Source organism: Enterobacter sp. UPMP2061 (assembly GCF_053709615.1).
The window spans coordinates 380,926-397,848 of the sequence record NZ_JBSKJP010000002.1; the positions used below are offsets into that span (position 1 = coordinate 380,926).

Annotated in this window: 16 protein-coding genes; 10 read left to right on the plus strand and 6 right to left on the minus strand. The window is 56.0% G+C overall.

Features of this window, described 5'->3' with window-relative positions:
• Window positions 1–8 precede the first annotated feature (8 nt).
• The 3 genes from ACWKXX_RS07325 to ACWKXX_RS07335 are packed head-to-tail and all read left to right on the plus strand — an operon-like array spanning window position 9 to window position 2,830.
• On the plus strand, window positions 9–1,166 hold the full coding sequence (locus tag ACWKXX_RS07325) for an ABC transporter permease (RefSeq protein WP_033487343.1): 1,158 nt from the start codon (window positions 9–11) through the stop codon (window positions 1,164–1,166).
• Complete coding sequence (locus tag ACWKXX_RS07330) at window positions 1,159–2,109, plus strand: ABC transporter ATP-binding protein (RefSeq protein WP_015572334.1); 951 nt, start codon at window positions 1,159–1,161, stop codon at window positions 2,107–2,109. Before ACWKXX_RS07325 ends, ACWKXX_RS07330 begins: the two co-directional genes overlap by 8 nt.
• Window positions 2,093–2,830: an ABC transporter permease gene (locus tag ACWKXX_RS07335; RefSeq protein ID WP_017383373.1), complete on the plus strand. Its 738-nt coding sequence runs from the start codon at window positions 2,093–2,095 to the stop codon at window positions 2,828–2,830. The genes ACWKXX_RS07330 and ACWKXX_RS07335 overlap by 17 nt, the downstream gene beginning before the upstream one ends.
• Here the strand turns inward: ACWKXX_RS07335 and ACWKXX_RS07340 are convergent.
• Complete coding sequence (locus ACWKXX_RS07340; RefSeq protein ID WP_017383372.1) at window positions 2,805–2,918, minus strand: protein YohO; 114 nt, start codon at window positions 2,916–2,918, stop codon at window positions 2,805–2,807. The two genes, ACWKXX_RS07335 and ACWKXX_RS07340, sit on opposite strands and share 26 nt — an antisense overlap.
• Window positions 2,919–2,987: 69 nt before the next feature.
• Window positions 2,988–3,728: an HTH-type transcriptional regulator MlrA gene (gene mlrA, locus ACWKXX_RS07345; RefSeq protein ID WP_017693055.1), complete on the minus strand. Its 741-nt coding sequence runs from the start codon at window positions 3,726–3,728 to the stop codon at window positions 2,988–2,990.
• Between the two features lie 218 nt (window positions 3,729–3,946).
• On the opposite strand from mlrA, the gene ACWKXX_RS07350 reads away from it, so the two are divergent.
• Genes ACWKXX_RS07350 through ACWKXX_RS07360 form a run of 3 tightly spaced genes read left to right on the plus strand, consistent with a single transcriptional unit; the run spans window position 3,947 to window position 6,862 of the window.
• Window positions 3,947–5,632, plus strand: a complete 1,686-nt coding sequence (locus tag ACWKXX_RS07350; protein ID WP_023304106.1) for a sensor histidine kinase — start codon at window positions 3,947–3,949, stop codon at window positions 5,630–5,632.
• A complete protein-coding gene (btsR, locus tag ACWKXX_RS07355; RefSeq protein WP_023304105.1) occupies window positions 5,626–6,345 on the plus strand; it encodes a two-component system response regulator BtsR in 720 nt (239 codons plus the stop codon). Before ACWKXX_RS07350 ends, btsR begins: the two co-directional genes overlap by 7 nt.
• Before the next feature lie 46 nt (window positions 6,346–6,391).
• The gene (locus tag ACWKXX_RS07360) at window positions 6,392–6,862 is read left to right on the plus strand and encodes a YehS family protein (RefSeq protein ID WP_015572337.1); all 471 of its coding nucleotides are present in this window, start codon (window positions 6,392–6,394) and stop codon (window positions 6,860–6,862) included.
• 108 nt (window positions 6,863–6,970) lie between these two features.
• Here the strand turns inward: ACWKXX_RS07360 and metG are convergent, their stop codons facing one another.
• The gene (metG, locus tag ACWKXX_RS07365) at window positions 6,971–9,004 is read right to left on the minus strand and encodes a methionine--tRNA ligase (protein ID WP_023304104.1); all 2,034 of its coding nucleotides are present in this window, start codon (window positions 9,002–9,004) and stop codon (window positions 6,971–6,973) included.
• Between the two features lie 165 nt (window positions 9,005–9,169).
• On the opposite strand from metG, the gene apbC reads away from it, so the two are divergent.
• Window positions 9,170–10,279, plus strand: coding sequence for an iron-sulfur cluster carrier protein ApbC (gene apbC / locus ACWKXX_RS07370; protein WP_023304103.1), 1,110 nt, complete (start codon window positions 9,170–9,172; stop codon window positions 10,277–10,279).
• An 89-nt stretch (window positions 10,280–10,368) separates the two neighbouring features.
• Here apbC and ACWKXX_RS07375 read toward each other — a convergent pair whose 3' ends face one another.
• Both ACWKXX_RS07375 and ACWKXX_RS07380 read right to left on the minus strand, forming a co-directional pair.
• Window positions 10,369–10,848, minus strand: coding sequence for a GNAT family N-acetyltransferase (locus ACWKXX_RS07375; RefSeq protein WP_032619327.1), 480 nt, complete (start codon window positions 10,846–10,848; stop codon window positions 10,369–10,371).
• Window positions 10,799–11,131: an RcnB family protein gene (locus ACWKXX_RS07380; protein WP_017383366.1), complete on the minus strand. Its 333-nt coding sequence runs from the start codon at window positions 11,129–11,131 to the stop codon at window positions 10,799–10,801. The genes ACWKXX_RS07375 and ACWKXX_RS07380 overlap by 50 nt, the downstream gene beginning before the upstream one ends.
• 478 nt (window positions 11,132–11,609) lie before the next feature.
• Here ACWKXX_RS07380 and ACWKXX_RS07385 point away from each other — a divergent pair, with 478 nt between their 5' ends.
• The 3 genes from ACWKXX_RS07385 to ACWKXX_RS07395 are packed head-to-tail and all read left to right on the plus strand — an operon-like array spanning window position 11,610 to window position 15,399.
• Complete coding sequence (locus ACWKXX_RS07385) at window positions 11,610–12,752, plus strand: polysaccharide export protein (protein ID WP_431309510.1); 1,143 nt, start codon at window positions 11,610–11,612, stop codon at window positions 12,750–12,752.
• Window positions 12,752–13,201: an arsenate reductase/protein-tyrosine-phosphatase family protein gene (locus ACWKXX_RS07390; RefSeq protein ID WP_017383364.1), complete on the plus strand. Its 450-nt coding sequence runs from the start codon at window positions 12,752–12,754 to the stop codon at window positions 13,199–13,201. The genes ACWKXX_RS07385 and ACWKXX_RS07390 overlap by 1 nt, the downstream gene beginning before the upstream one ends.
• Window positions 13,201–15,399, plus strand: coding sequence for a polysaccharide biosynthesis tyrosine autokinase (locus tag ACWKXX_RS07395; RefSeq protein ID WP_261666109.1), 2,199 nt, complete (start codon window positions 13,201–13,203; stop codon window positions 15,397–15,399). Before ACWKXX_RS07390 ends, ACWKXX_RS07395 begins: the two co-directional genes overlap by 1 nt.
• A 44-nt stretch (window positions 15,400–15,443) precedes the next feature.
• Here ACWKXX_RS07395 and ACWKXX_RS07400 read toward each other — a convergent pair whose 3' ends face one another.
• Window positions 15,444–16,910 (minus strand): pyridoxal phosphate-dependent decarboxylase family protein, encoded by a 1,467-nt coding sequence (locus tag ACWKXX_RS07400; protein ID WP_017693058.1) that lies wholly within the window; start codon window positions 16,908–16,910, stop codon window positions 15,444–15,446.
• Window positions 16,911–16,923 lie beyond the last annotated feature (13 nt).

The following is a 16,923-nucleotide window of genomic DNA, read 5'->3' on the forward strand; positions in this document are numbered from 1 at the left end:
ACAAGGCTGTGCCAATAAAATGTCATAACCGCGTCTTGCTGCTGTTGGCCTGTGTGGCCATTGCGGCGGTCGCGTTACCCTTTGTAAATGTCGCGCCAAACCGTCTGGTGTCGGGCGAACCGCGCGCGCTCTGGCAGATCTGGTCATTTACGCCGCTACTGCTGGGCGCGGCGCTGGCGAGTACTGTAGCCTTAGCCTTCTGGCCAGGGCGAACCGCCCTGTGGCTGACGCTTCTGCTCAGCGAAGCGCTGTTTATTGTGCTGTTCTGGAGCGCGGGACAGGCGGCAACGCAGATGGCCTCGGTTGAAAGCCCGCTGGCGCGCACGTCGATTGGCAGCGGGCTGTGGCTGTGGCTGGCACTTTGTCTGCTGGTCTGTAGCGATGCCATTCGCCGTCTCACGCCGCTACCCGTCTGGCGCTGGCTGCTGAACGCGCAATTCTGGGTCATCCCTCTGCTGATCCTCTTCAGCGGCGATCTGAATCAACTCTCGCTGTTAAAAGAGTACGCCAACCGCCAGGAGGTGTTTGACAACGCGCTGGCGCAACATCTGACGATCCTGTTCGGGACGCTGATCCCGGCGCTGCTGCTGGGCGTGCCGCTGGGCATCGGGTGCTACCGGCATCCCAGCCGCCAGGGTGCCGTCTTTACCGTGCTCAACGTTATTCAGACCATCCCCTCCGTTGCCCTGTTTGGCCTGCTGATTGCCCCCCTGGCCGGTCTGGTGAAATCCTTCCCTGCGTTGGCCGCGGCAGGCATTGCCGGAACCGGGCTGACGCCTGCCCTTATCGCCCTTGTGCTGTATGCGCTGCTGCCGCTGGTGCGCGGCGTGGTGGCGGGGTTAAGCCAGGTTCCGCCTGACGTGCTGGAAAGCGCTCATGCGATGGGGATGAGTGCGCGGCAGTGTTTCTGGAAAATACAGCTGCCGCTTGCGCTTCCGCTGCTGGTTCGCAGCCTGCGGGTGGTGACGGTGCAAACCGTGGGGATGGCGGTGATTGCCGCGCTGATCGGGGCGGGCGGCTTTGGGGCACTGGTCTTCCAGGGGCTGCTCAGCAGCGCGCTGGATCTGGTGCTGCTGGGCGTTGTGCCCACGATTGCGCTGGCGGTCGTACTGGATGCCCTGTTTGCCCTGTGGCTCGCGCTGCTCAGGAGAAGAGCCAATGATTGAATTTCATGATGTGAGTAAAACCTTTGCGGGCCGTCCGGCGGCAAGTCACCTCAATCTGCATTTTGCCGAGGGGGCGTTCTCGGTATTGATCGGGACGTCGGGGTCGGGAAAATCGACGACGCTGAAGATGATCAACCGGCTGGTGGAACATGACAGCGGGACGATTCGCTTTGCCGGAGAGGAGATCCGCAGCCTGCCGGTGCTGGAACTGCGGCGGCGTATGGGCTACGCCATTCAGTCCATCGGCCTGTTTCCCCACTGGACGGTGGCCCAGAACATTGCCACCGTGCTACAGCTGGAAAAATGGTCCCGGGGGAAGATCAATGAGCGTGTCGACGAGCTGATGGCGCTGCTGGGCCTGGACGCGTCGCTTCGCGACCGCTATCCGCACCAGCTTTCCGGCGGACAGCAGCAGCGGGTCGGGGTGGCGCGCGCGCTGGCCGCTAACCCGCAGGTGCTGCTGATGGATGAGCCCTTCGGCGCGCTGGATCCGGTCACCCGCGGCGCACTTCAGGCGGAGATGAGTCGCATCCACCGTATTCTAGGGCGCACCATCGTGCTGGTGACGCATGATATCGACGAAGCGCTGCGGCTGGCCGATCGTCTGATACTGATGGATCACGGCGAAGTCGTCCAGCAGGGTACGCCGCTTGAGCTGTTAACCTCGCCGGCGAATGATTTTGTGCGTGAATTTTTTGGCCGCAGCGAGCTGGGCGTCAGGCTGCTCTCGCTACGCACCGTCAGGGACTATCTGCGTCCGCAGGATGCGCAAATCGGTGGTGAACCGCTGCACGATGGGATGAGCCTGCGCGATGCCCTGTCGGCGTTTGTCGCCCGGCAGTGCGAGGTGTTACCCGTTGCGGACGGGCAGGGGACGCCATGTGGGACGATCCATTTTCGCGATCTGCTGGCGGGGGAGGTGACGCGTGAAGTGGGTCCGTGATCCGTTACTCTGGCTGACAGGGCTGTTTATCGCCTTACTCTACCTGATGCCGCACAGCGCGGCGCTGTTTAATGCGCTTATCCCCGGGCTGCCGCGCCCGGTGTACCAGCAGGAGAGCTTTGTTAATCTCACCCTGGCGCACTTCTGGCTGGTGGCGGTGTCAAGCGTGATTGCCATCGTGCTGGGCACAGGCGCCGGGATTGCGGTGACGAGACCCGCGGGCAGGGAGTTTCGTCCGCTGGTGGAGACCATCGCCGCAACGGGGCAGACCTTCCCGCCGGTGGCCGTGCTGGCGATTGCCGTGCCGGCGATTGGTTTTGGGCAGGAGCCTGCCATCATTGCGCTGATTTTGTACGGCGTGTTGCCCATTCTGCAAGGGACGCTGGCGGGGATTGCGGCGGTGCCTGCATCGGTGCTGAGCGTAGCGGAAGGGATGGGGATGAGCGCCTGGCAGCGGCTGGTGAAGGTCGAACTGCCGCTGGCCGCACCGGTGATTATCGCTGGCGTGCGAACGTCCGTGATTATCAACATTGGTACGGCAACCATCGCCTCGACGGTCGGAGCCAATACGCTGGGAACGCCGATCATTATCGGGTTAAGCGGGTTTAATACGGCTTACATTATTCAGGGGGCGGTTCTGGTTGCGCTGGCGGCGATTGTGGTGGATCGCCTGTTTGAACGCCTGGCCGGATACCTCAGCCAACACCGCCGCGAACAATAAATGAATAACCTGCAAGCATAACGCCACCGATACCGCTGATGGCCATCAGTGCAAAGAGGGTAATTACGGCCAGTTTCGTTGCCTTCATCATGTGCTCCTGTTGTTAACGGAACAATTATACGGTGAAGCGCAGCTGTTAATGAACCATTAAATGCCGTTACGACGCATTTGGCCCCAGCGAGTAAACGGGATAACCATGTTCGCGCCATTCCGTCAGGAGCTGCTGCTGGGAAGCGGAGGGGACTTCGCCGCACCAGACCAGCAGCGTCTGTCCCTCAAACAGTTCCGGCCTGAGCTGGGCCAGGGAGTGGGCAAGCACGTCAACGCGCCAGCCCTGCTGGGTGGCAATCCAGGCTTCGAGCCACAGCCGGGTGGTATCGTGTACGTTCCAGCCGATCACCAGCGCATCTTTGCTGTTTTTATTCCGCGCTGAGGCAAGACAGACGGAAATATAGTTAATCAGCACGCCATCAAGCATGCTGAGCAGTGCCTGTAAGGTGGTTTGCTGACACTGAAGCCGACGCCGTAGGGGAATAAAAAGATGGGTGATCAAGGTTTGCGCCGGGTAGTCTCGACCCTGTTCTTTGATCCAGCCGCGCAAACGCTGCAAATTGCCACTCTGCAACAGCCTCAGCAGCGTTTCCTGCTGCTCGCGCCAGAGAAGCTGCGTATCTGGATCGTCCTGGCTCAGAAGCGATTTTACCTTGCCGACCTGTACGCCATTGTCGATCCAGCTTTTGATCTCGCGGATCCGGTCAATATCCGCATCGTTAAACAGGCGGTGCCCGCCGTCCGTTCTTTGCGGCTTAAGCAATCCATACCGTCGCTGCCACGCCCGTAGCGTAACGGGATTGATATCACACAGGAGTGCCACTTCACCTATTGTGTAAAGCGCCATTTTCGCCCCCAGGCTTGCGCGTCCCCAGCTTAACTGTAGACCCACTTTGCGGAACCAGGAAGATTTGATTCTTTTTTGTACAAATTATACGAAAGACAGGTTATCTCCGGCAAAAGGTGTGATGGCGGACACGATTTATCGCTTTTTTGGCACGTTTCAAAGAAAGTTAACCGCTATCAGTGTATGTTACGCGTTTTTAGAATGTGCGGTTTGTGAGTATGTACGAGTTTAATCTGGTGCTGCTGTTGCTTCAGCAGATGTGCGTGTTCCTTGTCATCGCCTGGTTGATGAGCAAAACGCGCCTGTTTATCCCGCTGATGCAGGTCACCGTCCGTCTGCCGCACAAATTCCTCTGCTACGTCGTATTTTCCATATTCTGCATTATGGGGACCTGGTTTGGTCTCCATATCGAAGATTCCATCGCCAATACGCGCGCCATCGGCGCGGTAATGGGCGGGCTGCTCGGAGGCCCGGTTGTCGGCGGTCTGGTGGGGTTAACCGGCGGCCTGCACCGCTATTCGATGGGTGGTATGACGGCGCTGAGCTGCATGATCTCCACCATCGTCGAAGGGCTGCTCGGTGGTCTCGTCCACAGCTATATGATTAAGCGCGGTCGCCCGGATAAAGTGTTCAGTCCCTTTACCGCAGGGGCGATTACCTTCGTGGCGGAAATGGCGCAGATGGCGATCATCCTGCTGATCGCGCGCCCGTTTGACGATGCGTTACATCTGGTCAGCAGCATTGCCGCACCGATGATGGTCACCAATACTGTAGGTGCGGCGCTGTTTATGCGCATTCTGCTCGACAAACGCGCCATGTTCGAAAAATACACCTCGGCATTTTCTGCCACCGCCTTAAAAGTTGCGGCGTCGACGGAAGGGATCCTGCGGCAGGGATTCAACGAGGAGAACAGTATGAAGGTGGCGCAGGTGCTGTATAAAGAGCTGGATATCGGAGCCGTGGCGATTACCGATCGCGAGAAGCTGCTGGCGTTTACCGGTACCGGCGACGACCACCATCTGCCGGGCAAACCGATCTCCTCGGCCTATACCCTGCGCGCTATTGAAACGGGTGAAGTGGTGTATGCCGACGGAAATGAAGTGCCGTACCGCTGTTCCCTGCATCCGCAGTGCAAACTCGGCTCTACGCTGGTCATTCCCCTGCGGGGTGAAAACCAGCGCGTCATGGGCACTATTAAGCTTTACGAAGCCAAAAACCGCCTGTTCAGCTCCATCAACCGCACGCTGGGGGAGGGGATCGCCCAGCTGCTTTCGGCGCAAATCCTGGCGGGGCATTATGAACGGCAAAAAGCGCTGCTGACGCAGTCAGAAATTAAGCTCCTGCACGCTCAGGTGAACCCGCATTTCCTGTTTAACGCGCTCAACACGCTGAAGGCGGTGATCCGCCGCGACAGCGATCAGGCCGCGCAGCTGGTGCAATTTCTCTCGACCTTTTTCCGCAAAAATCTGAAGCGACCCTCGGAGATCGTCACCCTCGCGGACGAGATTGAGCATGTAAACGCCTATCTGCAAATTGAAAAAGCGCGCTTCCAGTCACGTTTACAGGTGTCGTTATCCGTCCCGGACGATCTGGCGTATCAGCATCTTCCGGCCTTTACCCTGCAACCGATTGTAGAAAATGCCATTAAGCATGGGACGTCGCAGCTGCTGGGAAGTGGAGAGATTATGATTTCCGCTTCCCGTTTTAACCGCCATCTGGTGCTGGATATTGAAGACAACGCGGGGCTGTATGAAGCTTCCGCGTCAGGCGGTCTGGGCATGAGCCTGGTGGATAAACGCCTGCGCGCGCATTTTGGTAACGACTGCGGTATCACCGTCGCCTGTGAGCCAGACCGCTATACCCGAATTACTTTACGATTGCCGCTGGAGGAGAACGCATGTTAAGAGTGCTGATTGTCGATGATGAGCCGTTAGCACGGGAAAACCTGCGTGTTCTGTTGCAGGAGCAGAGTGATATCGAGATTGTGGGGGAATGTGCCAATGCGATTGAAGGCATCGGTGCGGTGCATAAACTGCGCCCGGACGTGCTGTTCCTCGATATTCAGATGCCGCGTATCAGCGGGCTGGAGATGGTCGGCATGCTCGACCCGGAGCACCGTCCCTATATCGTCTTTCTGACGGCCTTTGATGAGTACGCGGTAAAGGCGTTTGAAGAGCACGCATTTGATTATCTGCTGAAGCCGATTGAAGAGAAACGCCTTGAAAAGACCCTGACCCGCCTGCATCAGGAGCGTACCGTGCAGGACGTGACGCTGCTGCCGGAGCATCAGCAGCCCCTGAAGTTTATACCCTGTACCGGGCACAGCCGGATTTACCTCCTGCAAATGGACGACGTTGCCTTTGTCAGCAGCCGTCTGAGCGGGGTATACGTCACCAGCGCTGAAGGTAACGAAGGCTTTACCGAGCTGACCCTGCGCACGCTGGAGAGCCGCACGCCGCTAATCCGCTGCCATCGTCAGTATCTGGTGAACATGGCGCACCTGAAGGAGATCCGTCTGGAAGATAACGGCCAGGCCGAGCTGGTGTTACGTGCCGGGCAAACCGTTCCCGTCAGTCGTCGCTACCTGAAAAGTTTGAAAGAGGCGATAGGGCTGTAAAACTGGTACACTGCGCGCCATTGCATCATCGACATTCGAAGGCTCTATGCTAAGTAACGATATTCTTCGTAGCCTGCGCTACACCCTGAAAGCGAACAATAATGACATGGTGCGCATTCTTGCGCTCTCCGACATGGAATCCACGTCCGCCGGGTTCGACACCTGGATGACTAAAGAAGATGAAGAGGGTTTTGTTCGCTGCCCGGACATTATTCTGTCGGGCTTTCTGAATGGCCTGATCTACGACAAGCGCGGCAAAGATGAATCTGCGCCTGAGCTGGCGTTGGAGCGTCGGGTGAATAACAACACGGTGCTGAAAAAGCTGCGTATTGCTTTCTCCCTGAAAACTGACGACATTCTGGCGATCATGACCGAGCAGAAATTTCGCGTGTCGATGCCGGAAATCACCGCCATGATGCGCGCGCCGGATCATAAGAATTACCGCGAGTGTGGGGATCAGTTTCTGCGTTATTTCCTGCGTGGGTTGACGCAGCGGGTGCATAACCAGAAGGGGTGATTTTTAGCCGGGTGGCGCTTCGCCTGACCCGGCCTGCAAAACCTGTAGGCCCGTGCAAGCGTAGCGCCGCAGGGCAAAAAAAAGCCGGATTCTCATCCGGCTTTTTTGTTATTTCACCTGCTGACCCGGCTTCGCGCCTTCGTCAGGGCTTAACAGGAAGATATCTTTCCCGCCCGGGCCTGCGGCCATCACCATCCCCTCAGAGATGCCGAAGCGCATTTTGCGCGGCGCCAGGTTTGCCACCATCACGGTCTGACGACCAATCAGCACCTGCGGATCAGGATACGCGGAACGAATGCCGGAGAAGACGTTACGCTTCTCGCCGCCCAGATCCAGGGTCAGACGCAGCAGTTTGTCAGAACCTTCCACGAACTCCGCGTTTTCGATCAGCGCCACGCGCAGGTCGACTTTGGCGAAATCATCAAAGGTGATGGTTTCCTGAATCGGATCGTCCGCCAGCGGGCCGGTCACCGGTGCGGCAGCCGCTTTCACCTCTTCTTTGGATGCTTCCACCAGCGCGTCAACCTGCTTCATCTCGATGCGGTTATACAGCGCCTTGAAGGTGTTCACCTTGTGGCCGAGCAGCGGCTGCTGGATGGCATCCCAGGTCAGTTCGGTGTTCAGGAATGCTTCCGCGCGGGCTGCCAGCTGCGGCAGAACCGGCTTCAGCCAGGTCATCAGCACGCGGAACATGTTCAGACCCATGGTGCAGATCGCCTGCAAGTCGGCGTCGCGGCCTTCCTGTTTCGCCACCACCCACGGCGCCTGCTCGTCGACATAGCGGTTGGCCACGTCTGCCAGCGCCATGATTTCGCGAATGGCTTTACCGAATTCACGGCTTTCCCAGGCTTCGCCAACCGCAGCGGCGGCGTCGGTGAAGGTTTTATACAGCTCAGGATCGGCCAGTTCGGCAGAAAGCACGCCGTCAAAGCGTTTGGCGATAAAACCTGCGTTACGGGACGCCAGGTTCACCACCTTGTTGACGATGTCCGCGTTCACGCGCTGCACGAAATCTTCCAGATTCAGGTCGATATCGTCGATGCGGGAAGAGAGCTTCGCGGTGTAGTAGTAGCGCAGGCTGTCCGCGTCAAAGTGGTTCAGCCAGGTGCTGGCCTTAATAAACGTCCCGCGAGATTTAGACATCTTCGCGCCGTTCACCGTTACGTAGCCATGTACGAACAGGTTGGTCGGCTTGCGGAAGTTGCTGCCTTCCAGCATTGCTGGCCAGAACAGGCTGTGGAAGTAAACGATGTCTTTACCGATGAAGTGATACAGCTCGGCATCGGAATCTTTCTTCCAGTATTCGTCGAAGCTTACGGTGTCGCCGCGCTTGTCACACAGATTCTTGAACGACCCCATGTAGCCAATCGGCGCATCAAGCCAGACGTAAAAATATTTGCCCGGCGCGTTCGGGATTTCGAAGCCAAAGTAGGGCGCATCGCGGGAGATATCCCACTGTTGCAGCCCGGATTCGAACCACTCCTGCATTTTGTTCGCGACCTGCTCCTGCAACGCACCGCTGCGGGTCCACGCCTTCAGCATTTCGCTGAACGACGGCAGGTCGAAGAAGAAGTGCTCGGAGTCACGCATCACCGGCGTCGCGCCGGAGACCACGGACTTCGGTTCGATAAGCTCGGTCGGGCTGTAGGTTGCGCCGCACACTTCGCAGTTATCGCCGTACTGGTCCGGGGATTTACATTTCGGACAGGTGCCTTTGACGAAACGGTCCGGCAGGAACATGCCTTTTTCCGGATCGTACAGCTGAGAGATGGTGCGGTTTTTAATGAAACCGTTCTCTTTCAGACGGGAGTAGATCAGCTCTGACAGCTCGCGGTTTTCGTCGCTGTGCGTGGAGTGATAGTTGTCATAGCTGATGTCAAAGCCAGCAAAATCGGTCTGATGCTCCTGACTCATTTCGGCGATCATCTGTTCCGGGGAAATGCCCAGCTGCTGCGCTTTCAGCATGATCGGCGTGCCGTGGGCATCGTCCGCACAGATGAAGTTCACCTCGTGGCCGCGCATTCGCTGGTAACGGACCCAGACATCAGCCTGGATATGCTCCAGCATGTGGCCGAGGTGGATTGAGCCGTTGGCGTACGGCAGGGCGCACGTTACCAGAATTTTTTTCGCGACTTGAGTCATAGTAGGCATTACTTCTTTTAACTGTGAAAAGGGTTTTCGATGTTACCCGAAAGGTAATAACTACGCCAAGTGATAAGGGCATTAATCCATAAATGATTAATTGTTACCTCTGGGGTAAACTTGGTGATTACACGTCTTTTTCAGAACCACTACAAAGGAGTCGGGATGAGTTCTCAATCCCAGGCCAAATCACCGGAAGCCTTACGAGCAATGGTCGCCGGGACGCTGGCTAATTTTCAGCATCCAACCCTGAAGCACAATCTCACGACGCTGAAAGCGCTTCATCACGTCGCATGGCTGGACGATACGCTGCACATTGAGCTACAGATGCCGTTCGTCTGGACCAGCGCCTTTGATGCCCTGAAAGAGCAAACCAGCTCTGAGCTGCTGCGCATTACCGGCGCAAATGCAATTGACTGGAAGCTAAGCCACAGCATCGCCACGCTCAAGCGCGTGAAAAATCAGCCGGGCGTTCACGGCGTGAAGAACATCATCGCCGTCAGCTCGGGCAAGGGCGGGGTGGGTAAATCGTCGACCGCCGTGAACCTGGCGCTTGCGCTGGCGGCTGAAGGGGCGAAAGTCGGCATTCTGGATGCGGATATCTACGGCCCGTCCATTCCAAACATGCTGGGGGCGGAAAACCAGCGTCCAACCTCGCCGGACGGCACCCACATGGCGCCAATCGTGGCGCACGGTCTGGCGACCAACTCCATTGGTTACCTGGTCACGGACGATAACGCAATGGTCTGGCGTGGCCCGATGGCCAGCAAGGCGCTGCTGCAAATGTTGCAGGAGACAATGTGGCCTGACCTCGATTATCTGGTACTGGACATGCCGCCGGGCACCGGTGATATCCAGCTGACGCTGGCGCAGAACATTCCGGTTACCGGCGCCGTCGTGGTCACCACGCCGCAGGATATCGCGCTGATCGACGCCAAAAAAGGCATCGTCATGTTCGAGAAGGTGGAGGTGCCGGTACTGGGTATCGTCGAGAACATGAGCATGCACATTTGCAGCAACTGCGGGCACCATGAGCCTATCTTTGGTACCGGTGGTGCCGAAAAGCTGGCGGCGCAATACCACACGCAACTGCTGGGGCAACTGCCGCTGCATATCACACTGCGTGAAGATCTGGATAGCGGTAAGCCGACGGTGGTCAGCCGTCCGGATAGCGAATTCACGGAAATCTATCGTCAGCTGGCGGGGCGCGTTGCGGCGCAGCTTTACTGGCAGGGCGAAGTCATTCCGGGTGAAATCGCCTTCCGCGCGGTGTAACGCCTCTGCGCGTTAGTGCCGGGTGGCGGCTTCGCCTTACCCGGCCTGGCTCGATTTTGTAGGTCAGGTAAGCGTAGCGCCACCTGACTTTACCCAAGCCGATAGTGCATCAAATAATACTCTCCGTCCGGAGAATCTCCCGTCGCCTCAATGTGCCAGCCGTGGCGCTGGTAAAACGCAACCGCCCGCTCATTCTTCACCAGACACTTGAGTGAACCCGTGCTGGTAAACGTCTTCTGCACGTGTTCAAGCAACACATGTCCGACGCCCAGGCTCTGATAGTTCGGATCGACAAACAGGTTGTGCAAAAAATTATCGTTCGTCGAGACTGAGGCAAAGCCAAGTCGGTGCCCATCCTGCTCCGCCACCCAAATCCCTTCGTCCAGGGTTGCCGCGTCAAAATCTTCAAGCTGCCACGCAGAACTGTCCATCCACGGCCAGGCTTCACGTCGGGCGTGAAGGAAGAGCGTGCGCAGGAAAGGGCGATCGCTCTCCTGCCACGGACGGATTAGGATCGTATCAGCGGTGATAGAAAATATCTCCGTTATAGGCTTTGTAGATTTTGCCATCGGCATCGCCAATCAGAACATAATTCTCACCCATGTAGGTCCAGTGTGTGCCGGCATCGGGCGCGGGAAGGTTACGCAGCTGGTACTGTTTGATGGTGTACTCAGGCGTCTGATACTGCGCGGGCGCGGTGTCGCCGATTTTAAACTTCGTAAAATCGGCAATAAACTCTTGCTCTTCATAGGCCTTGATGCCGGAAGGCGCTGTCGATGTTTGCGGTGCAGCGTGCGCGGCCCCCGCCAGTGACAGTAATACACCCAGAAGCAACAATTTACGCTTAGCCATTTTTTCTCCAGTCATATCGTTACTGATACTTTTTGTGTGCAGATCCGCTAACGGATGGCAGACAGTTCATTTTAAGTATCCTCACAGGGTGAGTTTGCAAAAAATGTAACAAAAGTGCACGGTTTTGTGTAGTCGCAACCGTCATTAATTATTACTTCGACGAATAAATATGAGCTTATACAGATAACATAATTATTGGTTTATTAATTAATTCTGAAAAAACATTTTCAAGGCAAATTTACTAAGATTCAGGCATGCATTCAACAAATAGAACATTTAAGATTGCCTGAAACCCTCTTTCCGAAAGCCTGATTAAGACAATGCAGGGCTGTAAAGTCTGCCCAAAGGAATGTCGTGTGGTTTTATAAATACTCTTTGTATTTCTGTTAATTCATTGAATAACAGCAAGTTGTGCTTGAGTGAAATGTTAATGTTTTATCCTGTATACGATAATCACTACTATAAAAGATATTATGTAATAAATGAAAACACAACAGTTGTATCGATATTATTTTTAATTATTACCCCCTTATCTGGCTGCGTATTTTATCCTGGCCAGCATCTCGATCTCGCTGGGAAAAAGATAATTGCCGCAGAAGATGCAAATGATCGTCTTGAGAAACGGATTGATGTTTATCCTCTTACGCCTTCGTTAATTGAAAAATTGCGGCCATCGGTTTTGAAATCTCAGGCAAATCCTAATCTGGATGAACAGGTCAAAAACTGGGAATACCGTATCGGCATTGGGGATATTCTAACCGTCACCGTCTGGGATCACCCTGAACTGACAACCCCGGCAGGGCAGTATCGTAGCGCCAGTGACACCGGTAACTGGGTCAATGCCGACGGCACGCTTTTCTATCCCTATGTCGGTAAATTGCCGGTGGCTGGCAAAACGGTCGCACGGGTACGCGAGGAGATCACGGCCCGGCTGAACAATGTTATTGAAAGCCCGCAGGTGGATGTCAGCGTCGCCTCTTTTCGCTCACAAAAAGCCTATGTGACGGGCGAGGTGGTGAAGTCAGGGCAGCAGGCTATTACCAATATCCCGTTAACGGTCATGGATGCCGTGAACGCCGCTGGGGGGCTCTCTGCCGACGCGGACTGGCGCAATGTCGTGCTGACGCATAATGGGAAGGACACGCGCCTCTCGCTATATGCGCTGATGCAGCATGGCGATCTCACGCAAAATAAGCTGCTCTATCCCGGCGATATTCTGTTTGTCCCCCGTAACGATGCGCTGAAAGTGTTCGTCATGGGCGAGGTCGTTAAACAGAGCACGCTGAAAATGGATCGCAGCGGCATGACCCTGGCCGAAGCGCTGGGCAATGCCGGTGGGCTGAACCAGAATATGGCCGATGCCACCGGAATTTTTGTCATTCGTTCGCTGCCGAAAAGCGAGCGTTCAGAAAAAATTGCCAACCTCTACCAGCTCAATGCTCAGGACGCATCAGCCATGGTGTTAGGCACCGAGTTTCAGCTTGAGCCCTATGACATTGTCTATGTCACCACTGCACCACTGTCCCGCTGGAATCGTGTGATATCACAGCTTGTTCCGACCATCAGCGGGATGCATGACCTTACCGAAACGGTTCGTTACATCAGATCGTGGCCGCAATAATGTTCAAATCAATACTCGTGGTTTGCACCGGAAATGTCTGCCGTTCTCCGATTGGGGAGCGGCTTTTGCGCCAGCACCTGCCCGACAGATATATCGCCTCGGCGGGCATATTCGGGCTTGAAGGGTGCCCGGCGGATGACAGCGCCCAGGACGTAGCCTGGCGGCATGGGATTTCCCTCGACGGTCATGTGGCGCGCAGGCTGACACGCAATTTGATGCAGGGATCCGATCTTATCCTGGTTATGGAGCCGGAACATCTTCGCTTCATTGCGGCCATGGCGCCGGAGATTCGAGGAAAGTCGCTGCTTTTTGGGCAATGGCTGGAGCCGCAGGAGATCCCCGATCCCTACCGTCAAAGCCGGGAAGCGTTTGAATATGTGTTTGGGCTATTGGGTAAAGCCAGTCAGGAATGGGCACGTCGTTTAGGTCAGAAAGGAATGAAGCATTAATGTCGTCTTACACAACAGACAATTATGGTGCAGCGGCACCCCAACAACATGAAGTCGATCTCGTTCGTTTGCTCGTCGAGATGATCGACCACCGCACGATGATTCTGTGCGTGACGTTCCTGTTCATCCTGTGCGCCGGTCTCTATGCCTGGATTGCGCCACCTGTTTATCAGGCGGATGCCATGGTGCAAATTGAAAACAAACACGATAACAACCTGCTCAAAGGTTTGAGCCAGCTGGGCACCGATGTGTCGCCGGATGTTGCCCCTGAAATTTTACTGCTGAAATCCCGCATGATCCTCGGCGAGACCGTTGATAAATTAGGTCTGACACAGCAGGCAAAGCAGCGCGTTTTGCCTGTGGTGGGGCGTCTCTGGCAGCGTCTGCAAGGGCGTGAGCAGGGCAAAATCACGTTAGGCGAACTCCAGATCCCGCAGGTGGAAGGCAACGCGCAAGAGCTCACGCTGACCGTACAGGAAGCGGGAAAATATCACCTGACGGGCGAAAACATTGAGGCCGACGGCCAGGTTGGGAAAACGCTGGTTACGCAAGGGATCGTTCTGCTGGTGACGTCGATTGAGGCGATGCCAGGCACGCAATTTTCGCTTAAGTCGTTGACGCGGCTTGAGACGATCAACGCGCTGAAGAAGCGTCTCACGGTTGCGGAATCGGAGAAACAGAGCGGTATCGTGACCTTAACCCTGACGGGCGAAGATCCTGACAGCATCGCCCGGGTGCTGAATGCAATTGCTGAAAATTATCTCCAGCAAAATATCGCGCGCCAGGAGGCTCAGGATTCTCGTAGTCTGGATTTTTTACAGGCGCAGTTGCCGAATATCAGCGCGGACCTTGATCAGGCAGAAGCGCGGCTGAATGCCTACCGGGCGCAGCGAGACTCGGTGGACCTGTCTCTGGAGGCAAAATCTGTCCTGGATCAGGTTGTTAACGTTGAGAATCAGCTAAATGAGCTGACGTTCCGGGAGGCAGAGATCTCCCAGCTCTTTAAAAAAAGTCACCCTACCTATCGTGCATTGCATGAAAAGAGACAGACCCTTGAGCGGGAACGGGAGCGTCTCAATAACCGTGTGTCAGCTATGCCCTCCACGCAGCAGGAGATTTTACGCCTGAGCCGTGATGTTGAGTCGGGTCGCACGATTTATTTACAGCTATTGACGCGCCAGCAGGAGCTGAATATTTCCCGCTCCAGCGCTGTCGGGAACGTGAGGATCATTGATGAGGCCGTTACGCTGCCGGACCCGATAAAGCCGCGTAAAGCGTTAATCATCGTTCTTGGCGCGCTGTTCGGGCTAATGCTCTCAATGGGGACCGTGCTGGTACGTCAGGCGTTCAAACGTGGGATCACGCTTTCCGAACAGCTGGAAGCGCAGGGGATGCCGGTTCTGGCTACGTTGCCACGTTCACAGTGGCTGTGGAGTAAAACGCAGTTGCGCAGAAAAAATCCGTTTTCTCGTCGCTGGAAACACAAAACCTCGGATGTGCCTTTCCTGCCCGTCGATCGCCCTGCTGATATGTTTGTTGAAGCAGTACGCGGGCTGCGGACCAGTCTGCATTTCACCATGATGGAGGCTGAGAACCGCATTGTGATGATTTCTGGCCCCACGCAGGACTGCGGAAAAACGCTGGTGGCGACGAATCTGGCGGCCATCGCCGGGCAGAGCGGTCAGCGGGTGCTGTTTATTGATGCGGATATGCGCCAGGGCTATGTTCATAATATTTTTGGTCTGGAGAACCGCCACGGATTGTCCTGCCTGCTCGAAGGGAAACGCGACTTAGCGGAGGTCATTCAGCATGCTGAAAAAGGGGGAATTGACGTCATCACCTGCGGCCCGGACCCCCTGCGCCCGTTAGAATTGCTGTTAAGCGAAAGATTCCTTTCCGTCATGTCCTGGGTTAACGAGCAATATGACATTGTCATCATTGATACTCCGCCGGTCCTGGCCGTCACCGATGCCGCGATGGTCGCCAGAGCAGCCGGAACAACGCTAATGGTTGCCCGTTTCGATAAAACCAGCGTGAAAGAGATGGAGAATACCGTTAAACGGTTACAGCACGTCGGCGTGAAGGTCAGCGGCACAATCCTCAACGATATTGTTAAATCCGCAGCGCTGTATTACAGCTCGGGGTACAGCCAGTATGAATACGGTTATGCTTCGAGGAAAAAAGGGGAAAGGCGTTAGCGCGGGAAAAACAATCCCTCTCCCGGGTGGGAGAGGGATAAGTATTACTTCGCCATCACTTCCTGCGCGGTACGCTCAACCAGAGACAGCAGGATTTTTACGTCCTCCAGCGTCACGGTTGGGTTCAGCAGGGTCAGCTTCAGGCAGGTGATACCGTTATGCTCGGTCACACCGACGTTTGCACGGCCAGACTCCAGCAGCGCATCGCCAATTTTCTGGTTCAGCAGGGCAATACCGGCGTCATCCATCTGCGCCTGCGGACGGAATCGGAACAGCACGCTTGCCAGCTGGGGTTGCATCACCAGTTCCAGAGCAGACTGCTCTTTCACGTAAGCCGCAACCTGCTGTGCCAGCGTCACGCCGTGATCGATGATTGCCGCGTATTGCTCCTGACCCAGCGCTTCCAGGCTCATCCACAGTTTCAGCGCGTCGAAACGGCGCGTGGTTTGCAGAGATTTGGAGACCAGGTTAGGTACACCCGCTTCTTCATCGAACTCAGAGTTCAGATAGGCCGCCTGATAGCGCATCAGTTCATAGTGACGCGCTTCTTTCAGCAGGAACGCACCGCAGCTGATGGTCTGGAAGAACTGCTTATGGAAGTCCAGGGTGACGGAATCCACCAGCTCGATACCGTCCAGGTAGTGACGATACTGCTCAGACATCAGCAGCGCGCCGCCCCAGGCCGCATCAACGTGCACCCAGATATTCTGTTTCGCAGCCAGCTCAGCAATAGCACGCAGCGGATCGATAGCACCCGCATCGGTCGTACCGGCCGTGGCCACAATCGCCAGGATCTGCTCGCCGTTCGCGTTGCACTGTTCGATTTTCGCCGCCAGATCGGTGAGATCCATGCGGGAGAATTCGTCAGTTTTCACCTGCACCACGGACTGGTAGCCCAGACCCATCAGCGCCATGTTTTTCTGCACGGAGAAGTGGGCATTTTCCGAACACAGCACGCGGATCTTACGCAGATCGCCTGTCAGACCGTCCTGCTGAACCGAGTGGCCCTGACGCGCAAAGAACGCGTCACGCGCCAGCATCAGGCCCATCAGGTTACTCTGGGTGCCGCCGCTGGTGAAGACGCCTGCGTCGCCAGCCTGATAACCCACGCGGGTACGCAGCCATTCGATCAGTTTGATCTCAATGATGGTTGCGGACGGGCTTTGATCCCAGGAGTCCATACTCTGGTTAGTGGCGTTGATCAGCACTTCCGCCGCCTGGCTAACCACCAGGCTTGGGCAGTGCAGGTGCGCCACGCACTGCGGGTGATGAACGGACAAACTGTCTTTCAGGAAGAACTCCACGGCGCGTTCGATCGCCGCTTCGTTGCCCAGCCCTTTCGGGGTGAAATCCAGCTTAATACGGTCGCGCAACTCCGCGACCGTTTTGCCCTGGTACATCTCAGGCTGTTTCAGCCACTGCATCACAGCCTGAGTGCTTTGTTCAATCGCCTGCTGGTAAGCTTCAATGCTCTGCGCAGAGGAGAACAAAATTGGGTTTGAATCAGACATCGTATTCAACAAC

Excerpts from the sequence above, each read along its gene's own strand:
- apbC (WP_023304103.1), top strand. The coding sequence starts at position 9,170 with ATGAGTTCTCAATCCCAGGCCAAATCACCGGAAGCCTTACGAGCAATG.
- ACWKXX_RS07375 (WP_032619327.1), bottom strand. The coding sequence starts at position 10,848 with ATGGCAAAATCTACAAAGCCTATAACGGAGATATTTTCTATCACCGCT.
- ACWKXX_RS07340 (WP_017383372.1), bottom strand. The coding sequence starts at position 2,918 with ATGAAGGCAACGAAACTGGCCGTAATTACCCTCTTTGCACTGATGGCC.
- metG (WP_023304104.1), bottom strand. The coding sequence starts at position 9,004 with ATGACTCAAGTCGCGAAAAAAATTCTGGTAACGTGCGCCCTGCCGTAC.
- ACWKXX_RS07395 (WP_261666109.1), top strand. The coding sequence starts at position 13,201 with ATGTCGTCTTACACAACAGACAATTATGGTGCAGCGGCACCCCAACAA.
- mlrA (WP_017693055.1), bottom strand. The coding sequence starts at position 3,728 with ATGGCGCTTTACACAATAGGTGAAGTGGCACTCCTGTGTGATATCAAT.
- ACWKXX_RS07380 (WP_017383366.1), bottom strand. The coding sequence starts at position 11,131 with ATGGCTAAGCGTAAATTGTTGCTTCTGGGTGTATTACTGTCACTGGCG.
- ACWKXX_RS07400 (WP_017693058.1), bottom strand. The coding sequence starts at position 16,910 with ATGTCTGATTCAAACCCAATTTTGTTCTCCTCTGCGCAGAGCATTGAA.
- ACWKXX_RS07390 (WP_017383364.1), top strand. The coding sequence starts at position 12,752 with ATGTTCAAATCAATACTCGTGGTTTGCACCGGAAATGTCTGCCGTTCT.
- ACWKXX_RS07350 (WP_023304106.1), top strand. The coding sequence starts at position 3,947 with ATGTACGAGTTTAATCTGGTGCTGCTGTTGCTTCAGCAGATGTGCGTG.
- ACWKXX_RS07330 (WP_015572334.1), top strand. The coding sequence starts at position 1,159 with ATGATTGAATTTCATGATGTGAGTAAAACCTTTGCGGGCCGTCCGGCG.
- ACWKXX_RS07360 (WP_015572337.1), top strand. The coding sequence starts at position 6,392 with ATGCTAAGTAACGATATTCTTCGTAGCCTGCGCTACACCCTGAAAGCG.
- btsR (WP_023304105.1), top strand. The coding sequence starts at position 5,626 with ATGTTAAGAGTGCTGATTGTCGATGATGAGCCGTTAGCACGGGAAAAC.